We start from the raw sequence: 18224 nt of genomic DNA on the forward strand, positions 1-18224 counted from the left end.
GCTCTTTTTAAGATTCGTTTGTAGGCTTAGCATTAGAGCTAGGCTCAAAACTCAAAGATGCAGAATTGATGCAATAGCGTAAACCAGTAGGGTTTGGGCCATCATCAAAGACATGACCTAAATGGGCATCACAGTTGGCGCAACGTACTTCAGTACGAATCATTCCATGACTAACATCTTTAATTTCTTTGATGGCCGATTCTTCCTCTGCTTGGTTGTAACTAGGCCATCCGCAGCCAGCATCAAATTTAGTATCTGAGAGGAAGAGCGGGGTTTCACAGCAAACGCAGTTATATCTACCTTTATCCCAATGGTCCCAATACTTTCCAGAAAATGGCCTTTCAGTAGCAGCCTCTCTAGTGACGCGATACTCAATATCGGTGAGTATTTTTTTGTATTCCGGGTTCGTTTTTTTCATAATAATTCTCTTGGTTTAAATCTATCACAAGGCACTAAGAAGAGCAGCTAACTTCAATGAACTCTAAATCGGGAGGCGGGGGATTTGCGTACTCTTGGTATTGCTCTTGCTCATCAAACGGCCTCTCTAAAACACTCAAGAGTTTCGCTACTTCAGAAAAGTCTTGCTGTTGAGCCTTTTCAATAGCAACTTGAGCTAAATGATTGCGTAATATATATTTTGGATTGACTGCATTCATTCTTTGTTTGCGATCAGCATCAACACTTAATTCTGCCTGTAAGCGAGCGATGTAATCACTAAACCATTGATCAATCGCATCTCGATCAATGAAGTCATTACGTGCCTCGATTTGGTTGATAGGGGCATTTGTATTAATATCTGCAAGCCCTCTAAACAGCTTTGTAAAATCGACTCTTGCGTCATGCATCATCTGGAGCAATCTTTCAATGAGCTCAATATCTTCTTCTTGCGCGTTAACAAAGCCGAGCTTCTGCCTAAATAGTGTCTGCCAAGCTTTCTCAAAGATGGTTGGAAATTCGCTGAGCGCATTAGTGAGTAGCTTTTGGGCTTCTTCTTTAGAGTGATCCAATTCCAGTAAAAGTATAAATGCGCTTGCTAAGCAGGCCATATTCCAATGCATGATCTGAGGCTGGCGATGATAGGCATAGCGGCCACCATGATCACTATGATTACAAATGTGGTCCATTTGAAATCGATCTAGAAAGCCAAAAGGACCATAGTCAATAGTCAGTCCTAATACGCTGATATTGTCACTGTTGAGAACTCCATGACAAAAGCCAACAGCTTGCCACTGAGCAACCAGTATTGCATTACGCTCAGATATCTTTTGAAATAGCGCTAAGTAAGGATCTTTATTATTGCGACATTCAGAATAATGCTGATCCATTAGTAAATCGGCCAGCTCTTTCAGGCGAGCGATATTTTGTGTTGAAGCAAAGTGTTCAAAATGACCAATACGTATAAAACTGGGTGCTAAACGAGCGCATACGGCAGCAGTCTCTAGAGTCTCTCGTAAGACTGGCATTTTTGATCCAACCACCGATAAAGCTCTGCTAGTGGGTATGCCTAAAGCGTGCATCGCTTCGCTACATAAAAATTCGCGGATAGAAGAGCGCAAGACAGCTCTGCCATCACCCATGCGTGAATACCGCGTCTTACCAGCACCCTTTAGTTGTAATTCTTGGCCGGCGATATCACCCAAGAGAATTGCTCTACCATCACCTAACTGTCCAGCCCAGACACCAAATTGATGTCCGCTATAAGCAGTGGCAATCGGGTTGGAAAATTTCTGAGATTGAGTCTCTAGGCTATTACCAGCTAAAAGGTCTAACCAAGTCTCATCTTCTGGATATCCATCACTCTTTAACTTGAGCTTGAGTAATTTGGCTGCCGATGATGAGAAGGCTACCCAGTAAGGCCCTGGAATCGGGCTTGGTTGAAGTTCTTGGATAGCGTCATCGCCGCTTAAAGTAAAGGCCATAAGAACTATTCTAGGGGGATTTCCCAAATGGCGTTTGAGCTACTAAAATCAGAGTATGAATAAACAAGTCCAGATCAATGCCCAAACTCAGCTTGCCAATTTGGGGGAAGAATTAAACGTTCCTTTTTTAAAGCTTCTGGGTGTCCGCTGCCTGAGCGCAGAAATGGGTAAAGGGGAGATCTTACTGGCCCTCAAGCCAGAGCATACTAATACCTGGGCCGTAGCCCATGGCGGCGTTCTTCTCACATTGATGGATGTTGCTATGGCTGTCGCGGCTAGATCGGGTGATCCTGGTGACCGTAGCGTTGTCACGATTGAATTGAAAAATAACTTTATGCAGGCCGCCAATGGGGTGTTACGTGTAAAAGCCGATACGGTTCGTAGTACAGCCACAATGGCCTTCTGTGAAGCTAAGCTTTATAACGATCAAGGTGAGGTGTGCTGTATGGCGACAGGAACATTTAAATACTTAAAGCGCTTAGCAACTCGCAATGCCGATGGTAGCCGTGTTGTGAATGATGACCTGCGTAGCGAGACAAACGATTAAGAATTAAACCGAAAGATTAGAGCCGGGTGCAGCACTCAGGGCTCCAGTGATCACGTCATGGCCAACTGTGCCAGTAGCATCAAACCGACGCTCTACCATTTCAAATTGACCGTCTTTACGCACCCTGAGAACTGTACTAGAACGGGTCCCATAGGTATCGGTTTTGATAAAGGCAGGCGAGAGTGCTTTTTCCCATTCACGAGTAACGCCGGTATTAGGTAGTTCATGGTCACTGGCGTGATGGGTATCGGCTAATAGCTTTAAATACTGGTCTACATTCTTCAATTGACCGCTATCCATGGCAAGTGCCTGCGCAAAGGCCGCTACACGGTGGTTTACTTTTGGCCATGGCGTATCGAGCATGGCATTAGAAAGTCCGTAAACACCAGCATCTAAGGGTTGCTGAGGAAAGACTTTACGAGGACGAATACTTTGACCCATCATCATGCGGTTGCTAACCCAATGCATCTGCGCATTCTCAGGATTACTCAGGTCGGCCATCAAAAGATTAAAGCCGTTATAATTTTGGAAGTGCTTCACATTCTCTTGAATGAAGTGAGAAGGGCGCTCTTTTCCTGAAAGATACATTAAGGAGAGTTCACCACGCGTTCTTGAGTCAGGATTTTTTTCGCTGGGCGCCCTGACATTCGTCAGTGCGGCAAACTTACCGGTCTTAGTGAAGCCTAGCCATGTCCCTGGACTTCCTAAAACATCAGCACGATCTCTACCAGCTAAAATATGGGGGTGCTCTGGCCACCAAGAAATCCCTTCAGTGTCACGCTCATAAAACTCATCGCGATTAGCTGCAACTACCAACGGGTAGTCCGGGTGTGATTTCCAGGCAAAAAGGATCAGGCACATATCAGCAGAAAACCCTAGATTTCAATTAATGGGTAAGGCAATGAATCTATTTTTAACACAGGTCCTTGCACACTTCCCAGATGGATTTCTCCACTTTCGAGCGCATCTAGCTTGCACTCTATCTGGAGGTCGATTCTATTGGGTTCTGTGGGGGATACAGATGATAGGACCACCATACCAGCTGGTTGCGCAGGGTCATTCACCTGAAAAAGCTCAGCACCAGGGGCAATCGAGGCGCTACCTAGGGAGTCTAATGAAGTGTGCGCTAGTTGTAGTCGCCTCTTGATAACGCCTCGGTATTGACTGCGAGCGACGATTTCTTGTCCTGGATAGCAGCCCTTTTTAAAGTCCACTCCTGCAACGGATTCAAAATTGATCATTTGCGGTACAAACTGTTCTTGCGTTGCCAGAACAATTCTCGGAATTGCGCTCATCACTTCAAGATGCTCCCACTGTATGGAATCATGATTGAGATTGTGCTCTGAACCATCACTTTTCCATGCAATCAATGCGCGTGAATACGTGTGATTATTTGTTAAGACATTTGGTAAGCGCAAGCCAATTTGACCAGCTTCTGTTTTGAGATTAGCAATATCTTCTTCCTTGCAGCAATATCCAGAGACAGTCCACTGAGATGATGCATCAATCACTTTTACTTTGGAACGCAGAACAAACATCGACAAACGCTTAGCTGTAGATGCTGCAATATCTTTGGAGAGAAATAGTGCAAAACGATCTGGTGCATTGATATCGTCAGGAAATTGTCCAAGCCAGGCGCTAGCTAGCAATCTTCCTTTTGGGCTGCAATATCCGACTAGTCTGACTGAGTCATGTGTTTGGGCAATTTGCGGTGCGAATGTGCGAGTCAAGCCCAAAACAGAATTGCTGAGCTGATTTTGTAAAAAACTGGCAGCATCAGCGCCCTCCACAAAAATGAGACCCCATTGGGGCAGGTTTGCTTGTATTGGTATATTTTGGGGGTGAATGATCATGACCCTTTTATCATAGCCTGATGAGCAGAAAAATTCAGGAAATCCGTCTTTTTAATAAGAACAAAACTCGAGGCCAAAGTCTAAGAGCTTGGCTATATGGGCTAATTGTGGTGATTGGCATCTTCTACGGCAGCATCTTTTTATGGCCAGTAGTTCCATCCACTCCAAATGTGGCTGATTTGCCGGTTTATAAAGTCAAAGTCAAACCCCAGTCAGGACTTGCTAGTATTTCCGGGCAATTACAAGAGCAGGGTGTTTCTACGACTTCAATCGTATTTCAGATGAGCGCAAGAGCTTTGCTAGTAGGATCCAAGCTAAAACCCGGCACTTATCTTTTGCCAATAAGAGCAAGTTTAGGAACTATTCTTCTTCAAATTGCCCGAGGCGATAGAGTGAAGGAGAGCATTGCTATTGTTCCGGGTATAACGATCTGGCAATTAAGGCAATTGGTGGACGCTCATCCATCATTGCTTCATCAGACCAAGGGTATGGATCCGAAAGAAATATTACAAAAGCTCAATCTAAATTACCCAGGGCTTGAAGGTATTTTTATGCCAGATACCTATATCTTTGATCCGGAGGAGTCTGATATTGAAATCTATCGCAGGGCTTCACAGGCGATGCAAAAACAGCTCTCTCAAGCGTGGTCACAAAAAGAGGCGAACTCTCCTCTAAATACACCCTATGATCTTCTCACTCTGGCCTCCATTGTAGAAAAGGAAACTGGGCGTTCAAGTGATAGAGGCTTGGTTGCAGCCGTCTTCACCAATCGCTTAAGCAAGGGGATGCTGTTGCAAACTGACCCTACCGTCATTTATGGCATTGGCCCTCAATTTGACGGTAATCTTCGTAAAGCAGATCTTCGCAAAGACAATCCCTACAATACCTATATGCGCAAAGGCTTACCTCCAACCCCCATCGCTATGCCGAGTAAGGAATCAATCCAAGCAGCGATTCATCCAGCTGCGAGCAATGTGTTATTTTTTGTGGCTAAAGGTGATGGCAGTAGCTACTTTTCTCAAAGCCTTAGTGAGCACGAGAGGGCAGTGGACCAGTATCAGCGTAAGTCAAGCCGGACATCCCATTAATTCGATTTAATTTCATATGACATCAATGTATCCAGGATATTTCATCAGCTTCGAAGGTATTGATGGCGCCGGTAAGAGCACTCATCTAGAGGCATTTCAGCGGCTGATGCAAGAGCGCTATCCCGACCGTGAGGTGGTCATGACCCGAGAACCGGGAGGCACGCCCTTAGGTGAACAGCTAAGAACATTGTTGCTTGATGCCCCTATGAATTTAGAGACAGAAGCTTTGTTAATGTTTGCTGCTCGTCGTGAACATATTGCTCAAGTGATAGAGCCCGCTTTGAAGGCTGGAAAAATAGTCATTTCAGACCGATTCACGGATGCTAGCTTTGCTTACCAGGGGGGCGGACGGGGATTGAGTCTTGAGAAATTAAATGAACTTGAACGCTGGGTACAAGGCGGCGCTAATGGCCTATTACTCCAGCCCAATCTCACGATCTTGTTTGATTTGCCGGGTGAGGTTGCAGAGGCGCGTCGGTCTAAAGCGCGAGCACCAGATAAGTTTGAAAAAATGGATTTAAATTTCTTTGAGAAAGTTCGTCAAGAATACCTACGCCGCGCTAAAGAAGATCCAACTCGTTTCCATTTGGTAGATGCTACGAAAACTCCAGAGCTCATTTGGAATGAATTAAGTCACCTGAAATTTAAGATTTAGATGAGTGACTTCATGTTAGCCGCGCAAGAAAAGTCTCTGGCACCATGGCTGCAAGGACTATGGGACAACTTGGATTTTTCTAACTTCCCTAACGCGACCTTGTTGCATGGCCAATCTGGTATCGGCAAGTTTGCATTTGCGCTTGAGCTTGCAAAATCTCTCTTGTGCGAGAGTGCCCACGCAGCTTCACGCCCCTGCAACCAATGTGAAGCCTGTCATTGGTTTGACACAGGAAATCATCCTGACTTTATTCCTCTGGTGCCCGAGACTCATCGCAGGCTATTACCGCATGCTGAATATGAGAGTGATGAATCGCCAAAGAAAGGCAAAGTAGTGCGGGATGATTCTGATGGTGAGGCTAGTGAAAAGAAAGAAAAGAAAAATATTTCCATTGAAGAGACTCGTGGTGCTATAGAAGGTCTTTCCATTGGCTCGCATCGAGGCGGTAATCGTGTGATCTTGATTTATCCCTTAGAGATGCTGCGTTCTGATTCTGCCAATACCTTACTGAAGTCTTTGGAAGAGCCCCCAGCAAATACCATCTTTATTTTATTGGCCGATCGAGTGGATCGTGTTTTACCAACCATTCGTTCTCGTTGTCGCTTACTGACCGCGCCACGCCCAGATCGTGATCAAGGTTTAGCATGGTTGCGTACGCAATTACAGAGGATGAATGGTCTTAAAGTGAGCGATGCTGATATTGAGACCATTTACGATGAGCAGGGTGGTGCGCCGTACGCAGTTTTAGATTCATTGATTGCAAGAAACAATCAAGATGAGAAAGATGAATTAACAATCGCCATTCAAGCTTCACGCTTTTTACTTCAATCCATGTCACAAGGGGTGCGGATTAATTGGCTAGATTCCGCTGAGAAGACTCATAAGGCTCGATATAGCTATTTATTGGCCGCCATGCAACGCTGGACCTCTGATCTTCAAGCTGTTGCGCAGGGCGGCAATCCACGGTATTACCCAAAGCACCTTGCAACACTTAAAAGTTTGTCTCAAACCGCTAAGATACCTAAACTGCATCATTTTTGGAAATCCTTGATTCAAGCCCGTCGTCATGAAAATCACCCCTTGGCTAACCGAGTTCAGTTAGAAGCCTTGCTATCTCAATACCAACAGGTTTTTGAGTCTTAATTTAGATCTAGGCAGTCTAAAATAACGAGTCATGTTCATAGACTCTCATTGCCATCTCGATTTCCCAGAATTTCAATCTCGCTTGCCAGAAGTGCTTGCGAATATGGCTGCCGCCAAAGTAGACAATGCCTTGTGCGTATCTGTCGATCTGCCAGACTTTCCCAATGTTTTGAAGCTTGCTCAGGATCATGCCCATTTATATGCTTCCGTTGGGGTTCATCCCGATTATGAGGACACTCCCGAGCCTAGTTACGACTTCCTGGTAGAAACCGCTTTAAAGCATCCCAAAATCATCGCCATTGGTGAAACGGGGCTGGACTACTACCGCATGGGTGATCGTAGTTATGCATCCATGGAATGGCAACGTGATCGCTTTAGAACCCATATCAGAGCCTCAATAGCATCTAAAAAGCCTCTCATCATCCATACGCGCTCTGCATCTGAAGACACTATCAAGATCCTCAAAGAAGAGGGCGCCCAGCAGATTGGCGGGGTGATGCATTGCTTTACTGAGAGCCTAGAAATGGCTCAATTAGCCATGGAAATGGGGTTTTATATCTCCTTTTCTGGAATAGTGACCTTTAAAAGCGCTAAAGACCTTCAGGCAACCTGTAAAGCAGTCCCGCTCGATAGGATGCTCATCGAGACTGATTCTCCTTATCTAGCGCCTATTCCTTATCGCGGCAAGATCAATGAGCCTGCATGGGTGGCCAAAGTTGGTGAATTTGTTGCCAATCTTAAGGGCGTTGCAGTTGAAGAGCTTGCTAAGCGAACTTCAAGTAATTTTTATGAATGTTTTCATATAGATAGAAATTACTCATGATATTAAAGTTTAATAAATTAACGATGGTTTTATGTTTGATTTGCATGGGAAATCAGCTTTCTCACTCACAAACTCCTGTTCAGGTTGCTGATTTTGCTAGAGCAGCTAAATTTGATGATGCCTCTGAGGTCAAAACTTTGCTAAAAAAAGGTGTAAATCCCAACACGGTTGACGCTAATGGCAGCCCAATGTTGGTTTTAGCTATCAGGGAGAAATCTCCTAAAGTTATTGATGTTTTGCTTGGCAATAAGAATATTGATGTTGATTTATCGGATAAGAACGGTGAAACACCCCTAATGATGGCGTCAATAGAAGGAAATTTGCCTCTCGTTAAGACCTTGGTTATAGGTCATAAAGCGCAGCTAGATCACATTGGCTGGACACCTTTGCATTACGCCTGCGCTAAGGGTCAGCTTGAGGTTGCTCAGTTCTTGATTGCAAATGGGGCTATTGTTGATTCCATGAGTCTTGGTAATACAACACCGCTAATGATGGCCGTCCAATCTGGCAATGAGCAATTGGTAAAGCTACTTTTAGACAAAGGCGCAGACTTGCAATTGCGGAATTCTCAAGGCTTAACAGCTATTGATATTGCCGATATATACGACAAGCCTTGGATTAGTGAGGGTCTTAGATCCCGTTGGTTAAAGCTCTACAAGAAGCCTTACGTAGCGCCTGTGAAGGCTAAAGCCTCATAGCATTACTGCGTATAATCATTATTATGTAAAATAAGATATTTCTGTAATCCTCACCCCCAAAGCCCCATGTTCCTTTTAGACCTTATTCACAGCGCTGACCTTCCTAGCTTTGCCACCCTGTTTAGTGAAATCAATACCGATATGGGCAATGGACAGATCTGGTTTGTCTTGCTGTTGGCGTGCTTCATGTTGACGCTTCACGGCATGATTGTTTTATCAATTGCCGGTACGTTTCATTGGTTGGATCAAAAGCTCGAAAATAGACAAATCTATGGCGGCAATTTCGCATCCTATTTCATCGCAATCTTGCTGATTATTGCTGTCCATTTCGCTGAAATTATTGCTTGGGCTTATATCTGCGTGGCATTGAAGGTATTCCCCACCAATCCACAGACTTTCTACTTTGCTGGTGAAATGTATACAACGGTTGGATATGGTGATTACACCTTAACCGAGCACTGGAGGGTTTTACCCATCATTATTTCCTTTACCGGGATCTTCGCCGTATCCATGTCCGGAGCTGCTTTGTATTCAATGATGGTGAACTTACTAGGCCATTCCAAACAAAGCCCTAAATCAGGATCTGGCCTTTAGGGCTTTGTTCCCGCTGGTAAGGGGTTCTTTTGCTTGAATACCAACTCAAGCACCCTACCATTGGCTTCCTGAGACCGAATTCTTCCTGGCAGCCAATCTAAGTCTTTGGCGAGCCAAATATCTACTTGACGCTTAAATGGGTCATTTTCCCGCTGCATTAAGGCATAGCGACGGTTAACTGACTTTCCCAACGAGGGGATGTCTTCAGAAACTACCTCTCCATAACTTTTAAATTGCCACATTTGTAGGGTATTGTAGTCAACCACTGGCAAGGATCGAATACTGCCTGCCTCATCGATCTTACTATCGCCATTGAGTAATGAGGCAAACTGAAACATCAAACTGAATCGATCTTGCGTGCCCGGAAGAAGGTCTGGAGTGAACTCCGGTTTTTCCGAGAAGTACATCCTCCCTCCTCCACTTGCATCCCTATCAAAGCGAGAATAACGAGGTGGCTTAGTCCCGCGCTGAGTCCAGTAAATAGAAGGTGCAATGCCGTATGCATCAACGGTACCTCTGGATTCAAATACAAACGGACCAACAAAAGCAAATGGAATATTGATGTATAGACGATAGTTGTTGCCATCAACAATCCAATCAATCTCCCCTGTCTGATACTGCTGCCCATCGACATAAGCATCGTAATAAATGATGCCTGATTCTGGAAGCTTGAAAGCAACACCCTGTTGATTAATGGCTCCACCCTGCTCGCCACCACTCGCAAGACTTTTTGAGTCTTCAACTGCATTAGTGCTTGTCTTCTTATTTACTTTCTTTCTGGGCGCTTGGACCATCTGAATCTTCTTTGGGGGCTCAACTTTTAGTTCCGTCCTGATAATAAGATCGTCTGCAATCTCTGGCGGTGAATTAAAAGATAAAAAGGGAATGCCAAAAAATAAAATAAAATGGCCAATCAAAGACAGGGCCAATGCAATGAGAATAATTCGCAAAGGCTTTGCGTGAATCAAGTTACTACTTTGGGGGTGACTAAGTTGCTCTAGCTCCAAACTCAGAGAGCGCTCTCGAGTAAACGACTGTTCTTAGGCAAATTGGCAGCCAGGAAGTCCATCTGGTCTGCCAGAATATTTCGCCCTTTAAGAATCATATCTTCGTACAAACTTGGTAGATAAGGGGTATATAACAAACCCATGCCAGCTTGTTCAGGGGTACGGTTACCCTTGCGTTGATTGCAGGGCCTACAAGAAATGACTAGATTCATCCAGGTGTATTTACCCCCGCGACTATTCGGGATGATGTGCTCGGCCTCGGCATGATTTTCGTGGATAGTATCACCACAATAAGCACAGAGACCTCGATCACGCTTAAAAAGTTTATGTTTTGTGATAACTGGTGCTACGTCAAATAAATTAATCTTCGCGCTACCTTTGATAGCGATGATCGAATGAAGTTCAATAATGGATTGCAAACCACTAGCCCGAGAAATGCCACCACGCATTTTCATGATGGGGTCGCCTAGGGTCCACAAAACACTGTTATCAGCGTAATTCTTGGTCGCCTCTTCGGCGTTAACCCAACCCTGGGGAATTCCACCAGCGTCTAGTTTTAAGATGCTCAGCACAAACTCTCCTTTCCCGACCTAGGCAAAGCCATCGATCTATAGACTTATCTTACAGAAGAAATTTGTGTCAATCAATCATCTAAGGGGATATAAACTCCAAGACCCTAGGGAGATGATCCGCATAGTCGGCGATTCCATGATCACTGCCTTCAAGGATCAGTTGATGCGCACCTTGGTAGAATTCACTCATTTCTTTCCAATCGAGCAATTCATCCCCTTTTGCAGCAATTAATAAGTAACGATTGGGATCAGAAATTCTCTCAACCTGTAGGCTCTTGAGTTCGTCGATATATTCAGGCCGAAAATCAAAGGGTTCATCGCTGTCATAGGATGTCATCATCCCCACATGGGGGGCAAGCTCTCTAGCTGCTCGTACTGCTGGATTTAAGGCTATTGCCTTACAGCCATATTTTTCTGCTAGGTAGTTGGCATAAAACCCACCAAGCGATGATCCGATCACAACAATGCGGTCAGCTTTGGACTGGTCTATAAAGGCTGTCACCATATCCATACTAGCTTTAGGCGACGCCAACAACTGCGGGCAATACCAATCGATGGCATTTGCCGCAGTTGCTAAGGTCTTTACTGCCTCACCTGTCATCACCGCTTTACTAGATCTTGGCGAAGATCGAAAACCATGAAGATACACCAATAGGGTTGATGACATAAACAGAACTTAGGCTTTTTGACCTATCTCAAAGTTCGCTAGCTTTTCTAAAGCCTTGACCATCGCTGAATGATCCCAGGCTTTGCCACCATGCGCAGAGCAGGAATTGAATAATTCTTGGGCAGTAGCGGTATTCGGCAGTGAAACACCTAGGGCACGCGCACTATTGAGTGCAAGGTTTAAATCCTTTTGATGCAATTCAATCCTAAATCCAGGATCAAATGTGCGCTTCACCATGCGCTCACCATGCACTTCAAGAATCTTCGAGCTCGCAAAACCACCCATGAGTGCCAGGCGAACCTTAGCAGGATCTGCCCCAGCTTTAGATGCAAATACCAGCGCCTCAGCTACGGCTTCAATATTTAAGGCCACAATAATCTGGTTCGCAACTTTAGCAGTTTGGCCATCACCATTGCCGCCGACCAAGTTAATATTCTTGCCCATAAGATCTAGTACAGGCTTTATTTTATTAAATACGGCCTCATCACCACCAACCATAATCGAGAGCGTGGCATTTTTAGCGCCGACTTCGCCACCAGAAACGGGCGCATCAAGATAGTCGCAACCCAAGGCATTTATTTTCTTGGCATATTCTTTAGTGGCGATTGGTGAAATAGAGCTCATATCAACGACAACCTTGCCTTTAGATAAACCAGCCGCAACGCCTTTATCACCAAACAATACTTTTTCAACATCTGGTGTATCTGGAACCATAGTGAAAATGATGTCTGCTTTTTGGGCAACTTCGCTTGGGCTTACGCATTGAATGGCTGTTGAAGAAGCCAGCTCTTGAGGAACCTTACTTCTGGTTGTAATAAATACCTCATGACCTGCTTTAACCAGTTGGCCTGCCATAGGGGCGCCCATAATTCCAAGACCAACAAAACCTAATTTTAATTTATCGCTCATATCTTTTCCTTTTGTATTTGCTTTGATTTATTTTATGAAGTTAACTTTTGTATCCAACCTAGACCTGCTTCGGTAGTGGTTGCAGGTTTGTATTCACAACCAATCCAGCCTGAATATCCAATCCGGTCTAAGAATTTAAATAGATGTACATAATTGATTTCGCCCGTGCCAGGTTCGTTGCGACCGGGATTATCGGCTAATTGAATATGTCCAATCTTGCCAAGATTCTTTTCCATGGTGTTGCAAAGCTCACCTTCCATCCGTTGCGCATGGTAGATGTCGTATTGCACGAAAAGATTATCGGCAGCAACCTCCTTGAGAATATCTAGCGCTTGCTGGGTTGTGCTTAAAAAGAATCCAGAAATATCAAAAGTATTGATTGGTTCAATTAGTAGCTTGAGGTTGGCTTTCTTTAATTCAGCTGATGCGTATTTAAGGTTCGACACGAAGGTATCGTGCAACAACTTGTTATCCACTCCAGCGGGGGCTTTACCAGCCAGACAATTGAGCTGCGGAACACCTAAAACCTTGGCGTATTCAATGGCTTTGGCAACACCTTCACGAAATTCAGCTACTCGATCAGGGTGACAAGCAATTCCACGCTCTCCAGCATCCCAATCTCCAGCAGGTAAGTTATGAAGAACAAGCTTTAATCCATGTTGATCTAACTTATCTTTAATTTCAGCAGCCGCAAATGGATAAGGGAAGAGAAACTCAACCGCCTTAAATCCAGCATTGTGGGCTTTCTCAAAACGATCTAAGAACGGCGTCTCTGTAAAAAGCATTGTTAAATTTGCGGCAAATTGAGGCATTTCATACCCTCCTTAGGGTTTCAGAATCAAACAGAGATCTTATCAAAGATGGAGGCTCTAGTCCCAACCCCCAATTAGCGCCTTGAAAGGCTTATAAATGCTAAAAGTGAGCTAGTATCCAGATATGAAGTGCTTATCTAGAAGGAAAATAATGAATATCAAATCCACAACCATTTCACTATCCATTGCCGCTATATTAGCCTCCCCCACTTTGGTGATGTCCCAAGCAAAGCCGGCCGATTCTGCTGCTAAGCCAATGGTGATCGACGCTGCTGTAGTCGATAACCGCTACCAACTATATGAGGGCACCATAGTTGCTATTGATAAGAAGACCCGCACGATTACCTTTAAGAATAAAGAAGGCGAGTCCAAATTTGTTGCTGGCCCAGAAATTACCAATTTTGATCAGATCAAAAAAGGCGACCAAGTTAACGTTACCTATGAATTAGCTGTTGCAATTGAGCTGATTAAAACGAAGAGCAATGGTATTCGTAGCAAAGTAGAGACCAATACAGTTACTGATTCAAAGCCGAATGAAAAGCCATCTGAAGTCATTGCCAATAAGACCACCATCATTGCGGATATCGTTGCGGTGGATCGCAATAAGAAACTAGTTTCTGTAAAAGGCCCTAGCGGCAAGATTACGACGGTTACAGTTAAAAACCCAGCCCTCTTGGCTGATGTGAATGTTGGCGAACAGGTCAAAGTGATTTACTATGATGCGATGGCAGCCTCTATAACAACTCCGAAGAAATAATTTGTAGTGAATGATATATAAGCTGTTCAGTTCTAGAGCTGTTGCAACTCTTACTTTAAGCTCTCTACTCCTAGCTTGTGCTAACACCACAAGATCAGGTGCGGTAGGAATCAGTAGATCACAATTTATGGTGGTCTCTTCTGCTGAGGTGGATCGACTCTCTGCCATAAGCTATAACGAGCAGAATCAGAAAGCTAAAGAAAAGAACATTCTAGTGAGTTCTGGACCAGCTTATGACCGTCTCAAGTCCATTTCGAATCGCTTGATTCAACAAACATCCATTTTTAGAGACGATACACGTGATTGGAATTGGCAATTAACCCTGATTAATGCGCCAACTCTTAATGCGACTTGCGCCCCCGGTGGAAAAATCACTTTCTATTCCGGATTAGTAGAACAACTCAACTTAACAGATGATGAAATTGCGGCAATTATGGGTCATGAGATTGCTCATGCTTTGCGTGAACATGGCAGGGAAAGACTATCCCAGGCGATGGCTCAAAGCGCTGTTACCAATATTGCCCTAGCAGCGGCTGGCAGCTATGGATCTGCAATCAGTGCAGCCAATCAAGCAGCTCAATATATATTGGTTCTACCAAACTCAAGACAGAATGAATCTGAGGCAGACGCAATTGGTTTAGAGTTAGCCGCTAGAGCCGGCTACAACCCCCAGGCTGCCATTAGCGTTTGGAAGAAAATGATTAGAGCTACCGATGGAAAAGCTTCCCCTGAGTTCTTATCTACCCACCCATCTGGGGAAACCAGGATAGAGCAACTTACAGTATTGATGCCGACTGTTGAGCCACTTTATCTAAACGCACAAAAACCAAGCCTTAAAAAATATTAGTTATTCAGGTTTGGATTTTTTTCAAGAGATCTCGTATTTTGCCGTCACCCTCAGCTAGTAGTCTAAAGCGAGATTCACTCACCAAAATCGCTGGGTACTAGCGCTCTTTAATTGAAGATGTAAATAAAAAAGCCCCCTTATACAGGGGGCTTTTGATTGTCTTGGCGGAACGGACGGGACTCGAACCCGCGACCCTCGGCGTGACAGGCCGATATTCTAACCAACTGAACTACCGCTCCAAAATACATCGAGAAAAACATCACACTACATTTTACTGCCACCAGAATTCTGGCGTCCCCAGGGGGATTCGAACCCCCGTACTCACCGTGAAAGGGTGATGTCCTAGGCCTCTAGACGATGGGGACCTGGACTGCTTCTGATTACTACAATTTCGAATGTTTGGTGGAGATAAGCGGGATCGAACCGCTGACCTCTTGCATGCCATGCAAGCGCTCTCCCAGCTGAGCTATACCCCCGAAATCCCACAATAAACCTGCAAGACACTCAAAACAATCCAAGATTTTAGCCTATTTTTGTGCAACTGCGCAAATTGCCTACTAGACTACCTTGGAGAGCCGTTTGAGTGCTTCTTCTCGGCCCAATACCACCAATACAGAATCGATTGCTGGGGTTTGAGTGGCTGCGAATAATGCATAACGAACAGGCATCGCTAGAGCGGGCATTTTAAGTTGATGTTTGGCTAGAACTTGTTTAAATGCGGCGCCATAAGCTTCCTTTGTCGGCTCCGAATTCTTAATCGCCTCAATTAGATCTTTCAAGGCAGGAACAACAGATGATGGAATATTGGCAGCAATCTCCTCTGCACTATGAGCAGGCGCTGGTAAATAAAAAAGCTTAGCCCCTTCTGCAATTTCAATCAATGTATTGGCGCGATCTTTTAATAGACCTACTACTTGAGTAAAGTCTGGGCCATTCTCGGTGTCAATCCCAATTTGATGTGCGAAGGGTTTGGTCGCCTGCGCTAGTTTGCTTGGGTCTGCATTCTGGATATATTGATGATTGAGCCACAGCAGCTTCTCTGGATTATGTTGTGCAGGTGAACGACCTAGACTATCTAAATCAAACCAGGCCACAAACTGTTCTTTAGTAAATACTTCCGCATCACCGTGAGACCAGCCTAAGCGCGCCAAGTAGTTCAATATTGCTTCAGGCAGATAACCTGCTTTTTGGTAATCCCGGACGCTCATAGCTCCATTGCGTTTGCTCATCTTCTCGCCAGAGTCATTTAGGACCGTGGGTAGGTGTGCATAGATAGGTGGATTACCACCGAGAGCCCTCATGATATTAATTTGACGAGGTGTATTGTTTACATGATCATCACCACGGATGACATGGGTGATTTTCATATCCAAGTCATCCACTACTACGCAGAAGTTATAGGTTGGTGTGCCGTCTGGACGAGCAATGACCAGATCATCGAGTTCATCGTTGCTAATCTCAATCTTCCCTTTAACAGCATCTTCCCAGATAACTGATCCACCAATGGGATTTTTAAAGCGAATCACTGGCTGAGCATCTTCCGGAATTGCTGGTAGAGTTTTTCCAGGCTCAGGCCTCCACAAGCCGTTATAGCGTGGCTTTTCTTTATTAGCCATTTGCTGATCACGAAGTTTATTCAATGCTTCTTCACTCATATAGCAAGGATAAGCAAGTCCTGCATCTAGCATTTGCTTGACAACTGCACGATAGCGATCAATGCGCTGCATCTGATAGATTGGACCCTCGTCTAAATCAAGTCCTAGCCAGGCCATCCCCTCTATGATCACATCTACAGCTTCTTGTGAAGAGCGCTCAAGATCAGTGTCTTCAATGCGTAGAATGAAGTCGCCTTGATTATGGCGCGCAAATGCCCATGGATATAAAGCGCTGCGAAGGTTGCCTAGATGAATGAATCCTGTGGGGCTGGGAGCGAAACGTGTACGAATATGCATAAACTACATTATCTCAGGTCACATGAATTGGCGGCGAAATTCAAAAACGTGGATACTTTGCCCTATGAATGAATTACTAGTGTTTGTCTGTGATGGGGCCCCTGTTCGCGGGGAAATTGTCTCCATTAGCACTGCTTGGCAGGCTGTTTTAGAGCGTCGCAATGATCCGCCTGCAGTCCGCCGTATCTTAGGGGATTTTGTTGGCGCCGCTACTCTTCTATGCGCAAGCCTGAAGTTTGACGGCACTCTGATTATTCAGGCCCAAAGCAAAGGTCCCATTGCGCTTTTAATAGTCGAATGTAAGTCAGATTTATCTATGAGAGCTACTGTTAAGCTCTCGGTAGATCCCTCAGAAATAACCCCCAATGCTAGCCTTGGTGAGCTCTTAGATGCCACTAGTTCTGGAAGACTGGTCATTACACTAGACCCATCAGAGCGTGAATCCGGTCAGCCACCCTACCAAGGTATTGTTGCTCTCCAGCAGCAACATGGCAGCACCATCAAAGCCGTATCTAGTGCTGCGGAGGCCATTGGACTATACATGCAAAAATCAGAGCAATTAGATACGCGGATATGGCTAGCATCAAGCGATACTCATGTTGGCGGCCTCTTATTGCAACGCATGCCTGACTCAGGTGGTCATGCACACCTTGATGCACAAAATGCGGCTGAAGGATGGACTCGTATCCAGACTTTAGGAGAGACCATTACTAACGATGAGCTCCTTACCCTTCCCCCAGAAACGATCCTCAGGCGTCTATTTCTGGAAGAGTCTACTGAGAATGGTGTGCGCAGCTTCCCGCCACGCCAAATCCGCTTTTCTTGTCGCTGTTCGCGTAACAAGGTGGCAGATGTTTTACGCATGCTCGGCGAAGAAGAGGTTCAGGGAATATTGGCTGAACAAGGTGTGGTCGAGACTATCTGTGAGTTTTGCGCAAAGCCTTATCGATTCGACGCTGTAGACTGTTTGCAGGTTTTTAAAACAGACTTACTGAGTGATGCTACTAGGCCGCCTTCTAGCGGGCACTAATCTTTATTGCTGAGTTTATTGCTTAGTGGCTGGTGTTTTCAGTCCATCAACTGCAGGTGCTATGCTAGCTTTATCAACTGGCAAGATCTGCACAAAATATTCACCCTCTTTAATTAAGCCATGTTCAGCTCTGGCCCGTTCCTCGATCGCACGCGTACCATCTTTTAAATCTTTCACATCGCCAGCTAGTTTGGCATTGCGTAGAGCTAAAAGACTATTTTTAGCCTCTTGTAGCTCTACTTGTTTTTCCATTTCATAAACCTTAAGCCATCCACCCTTTCCCAGCCAAAGCGGGTACTGGATTGCAATGAGCAATAACAGCATGGAGTAGATGACTATCCGCATAACAAA

Annotated in this window: 21 protein-coding genes and 3 tRNA genes; 10 read left to right on the forward strand and 14 right to left on the reverse strand. The window is 44.9% G+C overall.

Features of this window, described 5'->3' with window-relative positions:
• Positions 1–7: 7 nt before the first annotated feature.
• Complete coding sequence (gene msrB / locus ICN31_RS03390) at positions 8–418, reverse strand: peptide-methionine (R)-S-oxide reductase MsrB (protein ID WP_216258588.1); 411 nt, start codon at positions 416–418, stop codon at positions 8–10.
• Positions 419–452: 34 nt separating this feature from the next.
• Positions 453–1919 carry a YdiU family protein gene (locus ICN31_RS03395; protein ID WP_216258590.1) on the reverse strand — a complete coding sequence of 489 codons (1467 nt, stop codon included), beginning with the start codon at positions 1917–1919 and terminating at the stop codon, positions 453–455.
• A gap of 55 nt (positions 1920–1974) precedes the next feature.
• Between ICN31_RS03395 and ICN31_RS03400 the strand changes: the two genes are divergently transcribed.
• Positions 1975–2466: a PaaI family thioesterase gene (locus ICN31_RS03400; RefSeq protein WP_216258592.1), complete on the forward strand. Its 492-nt coding sequence runs from the start codon at positions 1975–1977 to the stop codon at positions 2464–2466.
• 3 nt (positions 2467–2469) lie between these two features.
• Here ICN31_RS03400 and ICN31_RS03405 read toward each other — a convergent pair whose 3' ends face one another.
• Both ICN31_RS03405 and ICN31_RS03410 read right to left on the reverse strand, forming a co-directional pair.
• On the reverse strand, positions 2470–3327 hold the full coding sequence (locus ICN31_RS03405; protein ID WP_216258593.1) for an NRDE family protein: 858 nt from the start codon (positions 3325–3327) through the stop codon (positions 2470–2472).
• A gap of 14 nt (positions 3328–3341) precedes the next feature.
• Positions 3342–4319 (reverse strand): folate-binding protein YgfZ, encoded by a 978-nt coding sequence (locus ICN31_RS03410; RefSeq protein ID WP_216258595.1) that lies wholly within the window; start codon positions 4317–4319, stop codon positions 3342–3344.
• Between the two features lie 20 nt (positions 4320–4339).
• Here ICN31_RS03410 and mltG point away from each other — a divergent pair, with 20 nt between their 5' ends.
• The 6 genes from mltG to ICN31_RS03440 all read left to right on the forward strand — a co-directional run bounded on the left by mltG (position 4340) and on the right by ICN31_RS03440 (position 9320).
• Positions 4340–5407, forward strand: coding sequence for an endolytic transglycosylase MltG (mltG, locus tag ICN31_RS03415; protein WP_216258596.1), 1068 nt, complete (start codon positions 4340–4342; stop codon positions 5405–5407).
• Between the two features lie 16 nt (positions 5408–5423).
• Positions 5424–6062: a dTMP kinase gene (gene tmk / locus ICN31_RS03420; RefSeq protein ID WP_370624258.1), complete on the forward strand. Its 639-nt coding sequence runs from the start codon at positions 5424–5426 to the stop codon at positions 6060–6062.
• The gene (locus ICN31_RS03425; RefSeq protein ID WP_255530900.1) at positions 6063–7205 is read left to right on the forward strand and encodes a DNA polymerase III subunit delta'; all 1143 of its coding nucleotides are present in this window, start codon (positions 6063–6065) and stop codon (positions 7203–7205) included. It begins immediately after the preceding gene.
• Positions 7206–7236: 31 nt separating this feature from the next.
• Positions 7237–8028, forward strand: coding sequence for a TatD family hydrolase (locus ICN31_RS03430; protein ID WP_216258598.1), 792 nt, complete (start codon positions 7237–7239; stop codon positions 8026–8028).
• Positions 8025–8726, forward strand: a complete 702-nt coding sequence (locus tag ICN31_RS03435) for an ankyrin repeat domain-containing protein (protein WP_216258601.1) — start codon at positions 8025–8027, stop codon at positions 8724–8726. The genes ICN31_RS03430 and ICN31_RS03435 overlap by 4 nt, the downstream gene beginning before the upstream one ends.
• A gap of 66 nt (positions 8727–8792) precedes the next feature.
• Entirely contained in the window at positions 8793–9320 is a 528-nt protein-coding gene (locus tag ICN31_RS03440; protein WP_216258603.1) for an ion channel, read from the forward strand.
• Here ICN31_RS03440 and ICN31_RS03445 read toward each other — a convergent pair.
• The 5 genes from ICN31_RS03445 to hyi all read right to left on the reverse strand — a co-directional run bounded on the left by ICN31_RS03445 (position 9317) and on the right by hyi (position 13287).
• On the reverse strand, positions 9317–10114 hold the full coding sequence (locus tag ICN31_RS03445; RefSeq protein WP_255530901.1) for a DUF3108 domain-containing protein: 798 nt from the start codon (positions 10112–10114) through the stop codon (positions 9317–9319). The two genes, ICN31_RS03440 and ICN31_RS03445, sit on opposite strands and share 4 nt — an antisense overlap.
• Before the next feature lie 215 nt (positions 10115–10329).
• Positions 10330–10899 (reverse strand): HNH endonuclease, encoded by a 570-nt coding sequence (locus ICN31_RS03450; protein ID WP_216258607.1) that lies wholly within the window; start codon positions 10897–10899, stop codon positions 10330–10332.
• A 79-nt stretch (positions 10900–10978) separates the two neighbouring features.
• The gene (locus ICN31_RS03455) at positions 10979–11566 is read right to left on the reverse strand and encodes a YqiA/YcfP family alpha/beta fold hydrolase (protein ID WP_216258609.1); all 588 of its coding nucleotides are present in this window, start codon (positions 11564–11566) and stop codon (positions 10979–10981) included.
• A gap of 9 nt (positions 11567–11575) precedes the next feature.
• Positions 11576–12475: a 2-hydroxy-3-oxopropionate reductase gene (gene glxR, locus ICN31_RS03460; protein WP_216258611.1), complete on the reverse strand. Its 900-nt coding sequence runs from the start codon at positions 12473–12475 to the stop codon at positions 11576–11578.
• 32 nt (positions 12476–12507) lie between these two features.
• A complete protein-coding gene (hyi, locus tag ICN31_RS03465; RefSeq protein ID WP_216258614.1) occupies positions 12508–13287 on the reverse strand; it encodes a hydroxypyruvate isomerase in 780 nt (259 codons plus the stop codon).
• Between the two features lie 151 nt (positions 13288–13438).
• On the opposite strand from hyi, the gene ICN31_RS03470 reads away from it, so the two are divergent.
• A complete protein-coding gene (locus ICN31_RS03470) occupies positions 13439–14044 on the forward strand; it encodes a DUF1344 domain-containing protein (RefSeq protein ID WP_216258616.1) in 606 nt (201 codons plus the stop codon).
• A 127-nt stretch (positions 14045–14171) separates the two neighbouring features.
• On the forward strand, positions 14172–14891 hold the full coding sequence (locus ICN31_RS03475) for a M48 family metallopeptidase (protein WP_255530902.1): 720 nt from the start codon (positions 14172–14174) through the stop codon (positions 14889–14891).
• 162 nt (positions 14892–15053) lie between these two features.
• Here ICN31_RS03475 and ICN31_RS03480 read toward each other — a convergent pair.
• The 4 genes from ICN31_RS03480 to gltX form a co-directional block, all read right to left on the reverse strand.
• Positions 15054–15130: transfer RNA gene (locus ICN31_RS03480), tRNA-Asp, on the reverse strand.
• 50 nt (positions 15131–15180) lie between these two features.
• Positions 15181–15256, reverse strand: a tRNA-Glu gene (locus tag ICN31_RS03485).
• A 35-nt stretch (positions 15257–15291) separates the two neighbouring features.
• Positions 15292–15367: transfer RNA gene (locus ICN31_RS03490), tRNA-Ala, on the reverse strand.
• A gap of 81 nt (positions 15368–15448) precedes the next feature.
• Positions 15449–16843, reverse strand: coding sequence for a glutamate--tRNA ligase (gene gltX / locus ICN31_RS03495; RefSeq protein ID WP_216258625.1), 1395 nt, complete (start codon positions 16841–16843; stop codon positions 15449–15451).
• Between the two features lie 64 nt (positions 16844–16907).
• Here gltX and ICN31_RS03500 point away from each other — a divergent pair, with 64 nt between their 5' ends.
• Complete coding sequence (locus ICN31_RS03500) at positions 16908–17873, forward strand: Hsp33 family molecular chaperone HslO (RefSeq protein ID WP_216258627.1); 966 nt, start codon at positions 16908–16910, stop codon at positions 17871–17873.
• 15 nt (positions 17874–17888) lie between these two features.
• Here the strand turns inward: ICN31_RS03500 and ftsB are convergent, their stop codons facing one another.
• Entirely contained in the window at positions 17889–18218 is a 330-nt protein-coding gene (gene ftsB / locus ICN31_RS03505; protein ID WP_216258629.1) for a cell division protein FtsB, read from the reverse strand.
• Positions 18219–18224 lie beyond the last annotated feature (6 nt).

Source organism: Polynucleobacter sp. UB-Piko-W3 (genome assembly GCF_018881635.1).
Lineage (GTDB): Bacteria > Pseudomonadota > Gammaproteobacteria > Burkholderiales > Burkholderiaceae > Polynucleobacter.

Coding starts and splice junctions, on each gene's coding strand:
- msrB (WP_216258588.1), bottom strand. CDS start 418: ATGAAAAAAACGAACCCGGAATACAAAAAAATACTCACCGATATTGAG.
- ICN31_RS03395 (WP_216258590.1), bottom strand. CDS start 1,919: ATGGCCTTTACTTTAAGCGGCGATGACGCTATCCAAGAACTTCAACCA.
- ICN31_RS03400 (WP_216258592.1), top strand. CDS start 1,975: ATGAATAAACAAGTCCAGATCAATGCCCAAACTCAGCTTGCCAATTTG.
- ICN31_RS03405 (WP_216258593.1), bottom strand. CDS start 3,327: ATGTGCCTGATCCTTTTTGCCTGGAAATCACACCCGGACTACCCGTTG.
- ICN31_RS03410 (WP_216258595.1), bottom strand. CDS start 4,319: ATGATCATTCACCCCCAAAATATACCAATACAAGCAAACCTGCCCCAA.
- mltG (WP_216258596.1), top strand. CDS start 4,340: ATGAGCAGAAAAATTCAGGAAATCCGTCTTTTTAATAAGAACAAAACT.
- tmk (WP_370624258.1), top strand. CDS start 5,424: ATGACATCAATGTATCCAGGATATTTCATCAGCTTCGAAGGTATTGAT.
- ICN31_RS03425 (WP_255530900.1), top strand. CDS start 6,063: ATGAGTGACTTCATGTTAGCCGCGCAAGAAAAGTCTCTGGCACCATGG.
- ICN31_RS03430 (WP_216258598.1), top strand. CDS start 7,237: ATGTTCATAGACTCTCATTGCCATCTCGATTTCCCAGAATTTCAATCT.
- ICN31_RS03435 (WP_216258601.1), top strand. CDS start 8,025: ATGATATTAAAGTTTAATAAATTAACGATGGTTTTATGTTTGATTTGC.
- ICN31_RS03440 (WP_216258603.1), top strand. CDS start 8,793: ATGTTCCTTTTAGACCTTATTCACAGCGCTGACCTTCCTAGCTTTGCC.
- ICN31_RS03445 (WP_255530901.1), bottom strand. CDS start 10,114: ATGGTCCAAGCGCCCAGAAAGAAAGTAAATAAGAAGACAAGCACTAAT.
- ICN31_RS03455 (WP_216258609.1), bottom strand. CDS start 11,566: ATGTCATCAACCCTATTGGTGTATCTTCATGGTTTTCGATCTTCGCCA.
- glxR (WP_216258611.1), bottom strand. CDS start 12,475: ATGAGCGATAAATTAAAATTAGGTTTTGTTGGTCTTGGAATTATGGGC.
- hyi (WP_216258614.1), bottom strand. CDS start 13,287: ATGCCTCAATTTGCCGCAAATTTAACAATGCTTTTTACAGAGACGCCG.
- ICN31_RS03470 (WP_216258616.1), top strand. CDS start 13,439: ATGAATATCAAATCCACAACCATTTCACTATCCATTGCCGCTATATTA.
- ICN31_RS03475 (WP_255530902.1), top strand. CDS start 14,172: ATGGTGGTCTCTTCTGCTGAGGTGGATCGACTCTCTGCCATAAGCTAT.
- gltX (WP_216258625.1), bottom strand. CDS start 16,843: ATGCATATTCGTACACGTTTCGCTCCCAGCCCCACAGGATTCATTCAT.
- ICN31_RS03500 (WP_216258627.1), top strand. CDS start 16,908: ATGAATGAATTACTAGTGTTTGTCTGTGATGGGGCCCCTGTTCGCGGG.
- ftsB (WP_216258629.1), bottom strand. CDS start 18,218: ATGCGGATAGTCATCTACTCCATGCTGTTATTGCTCATTGCAATCCAG.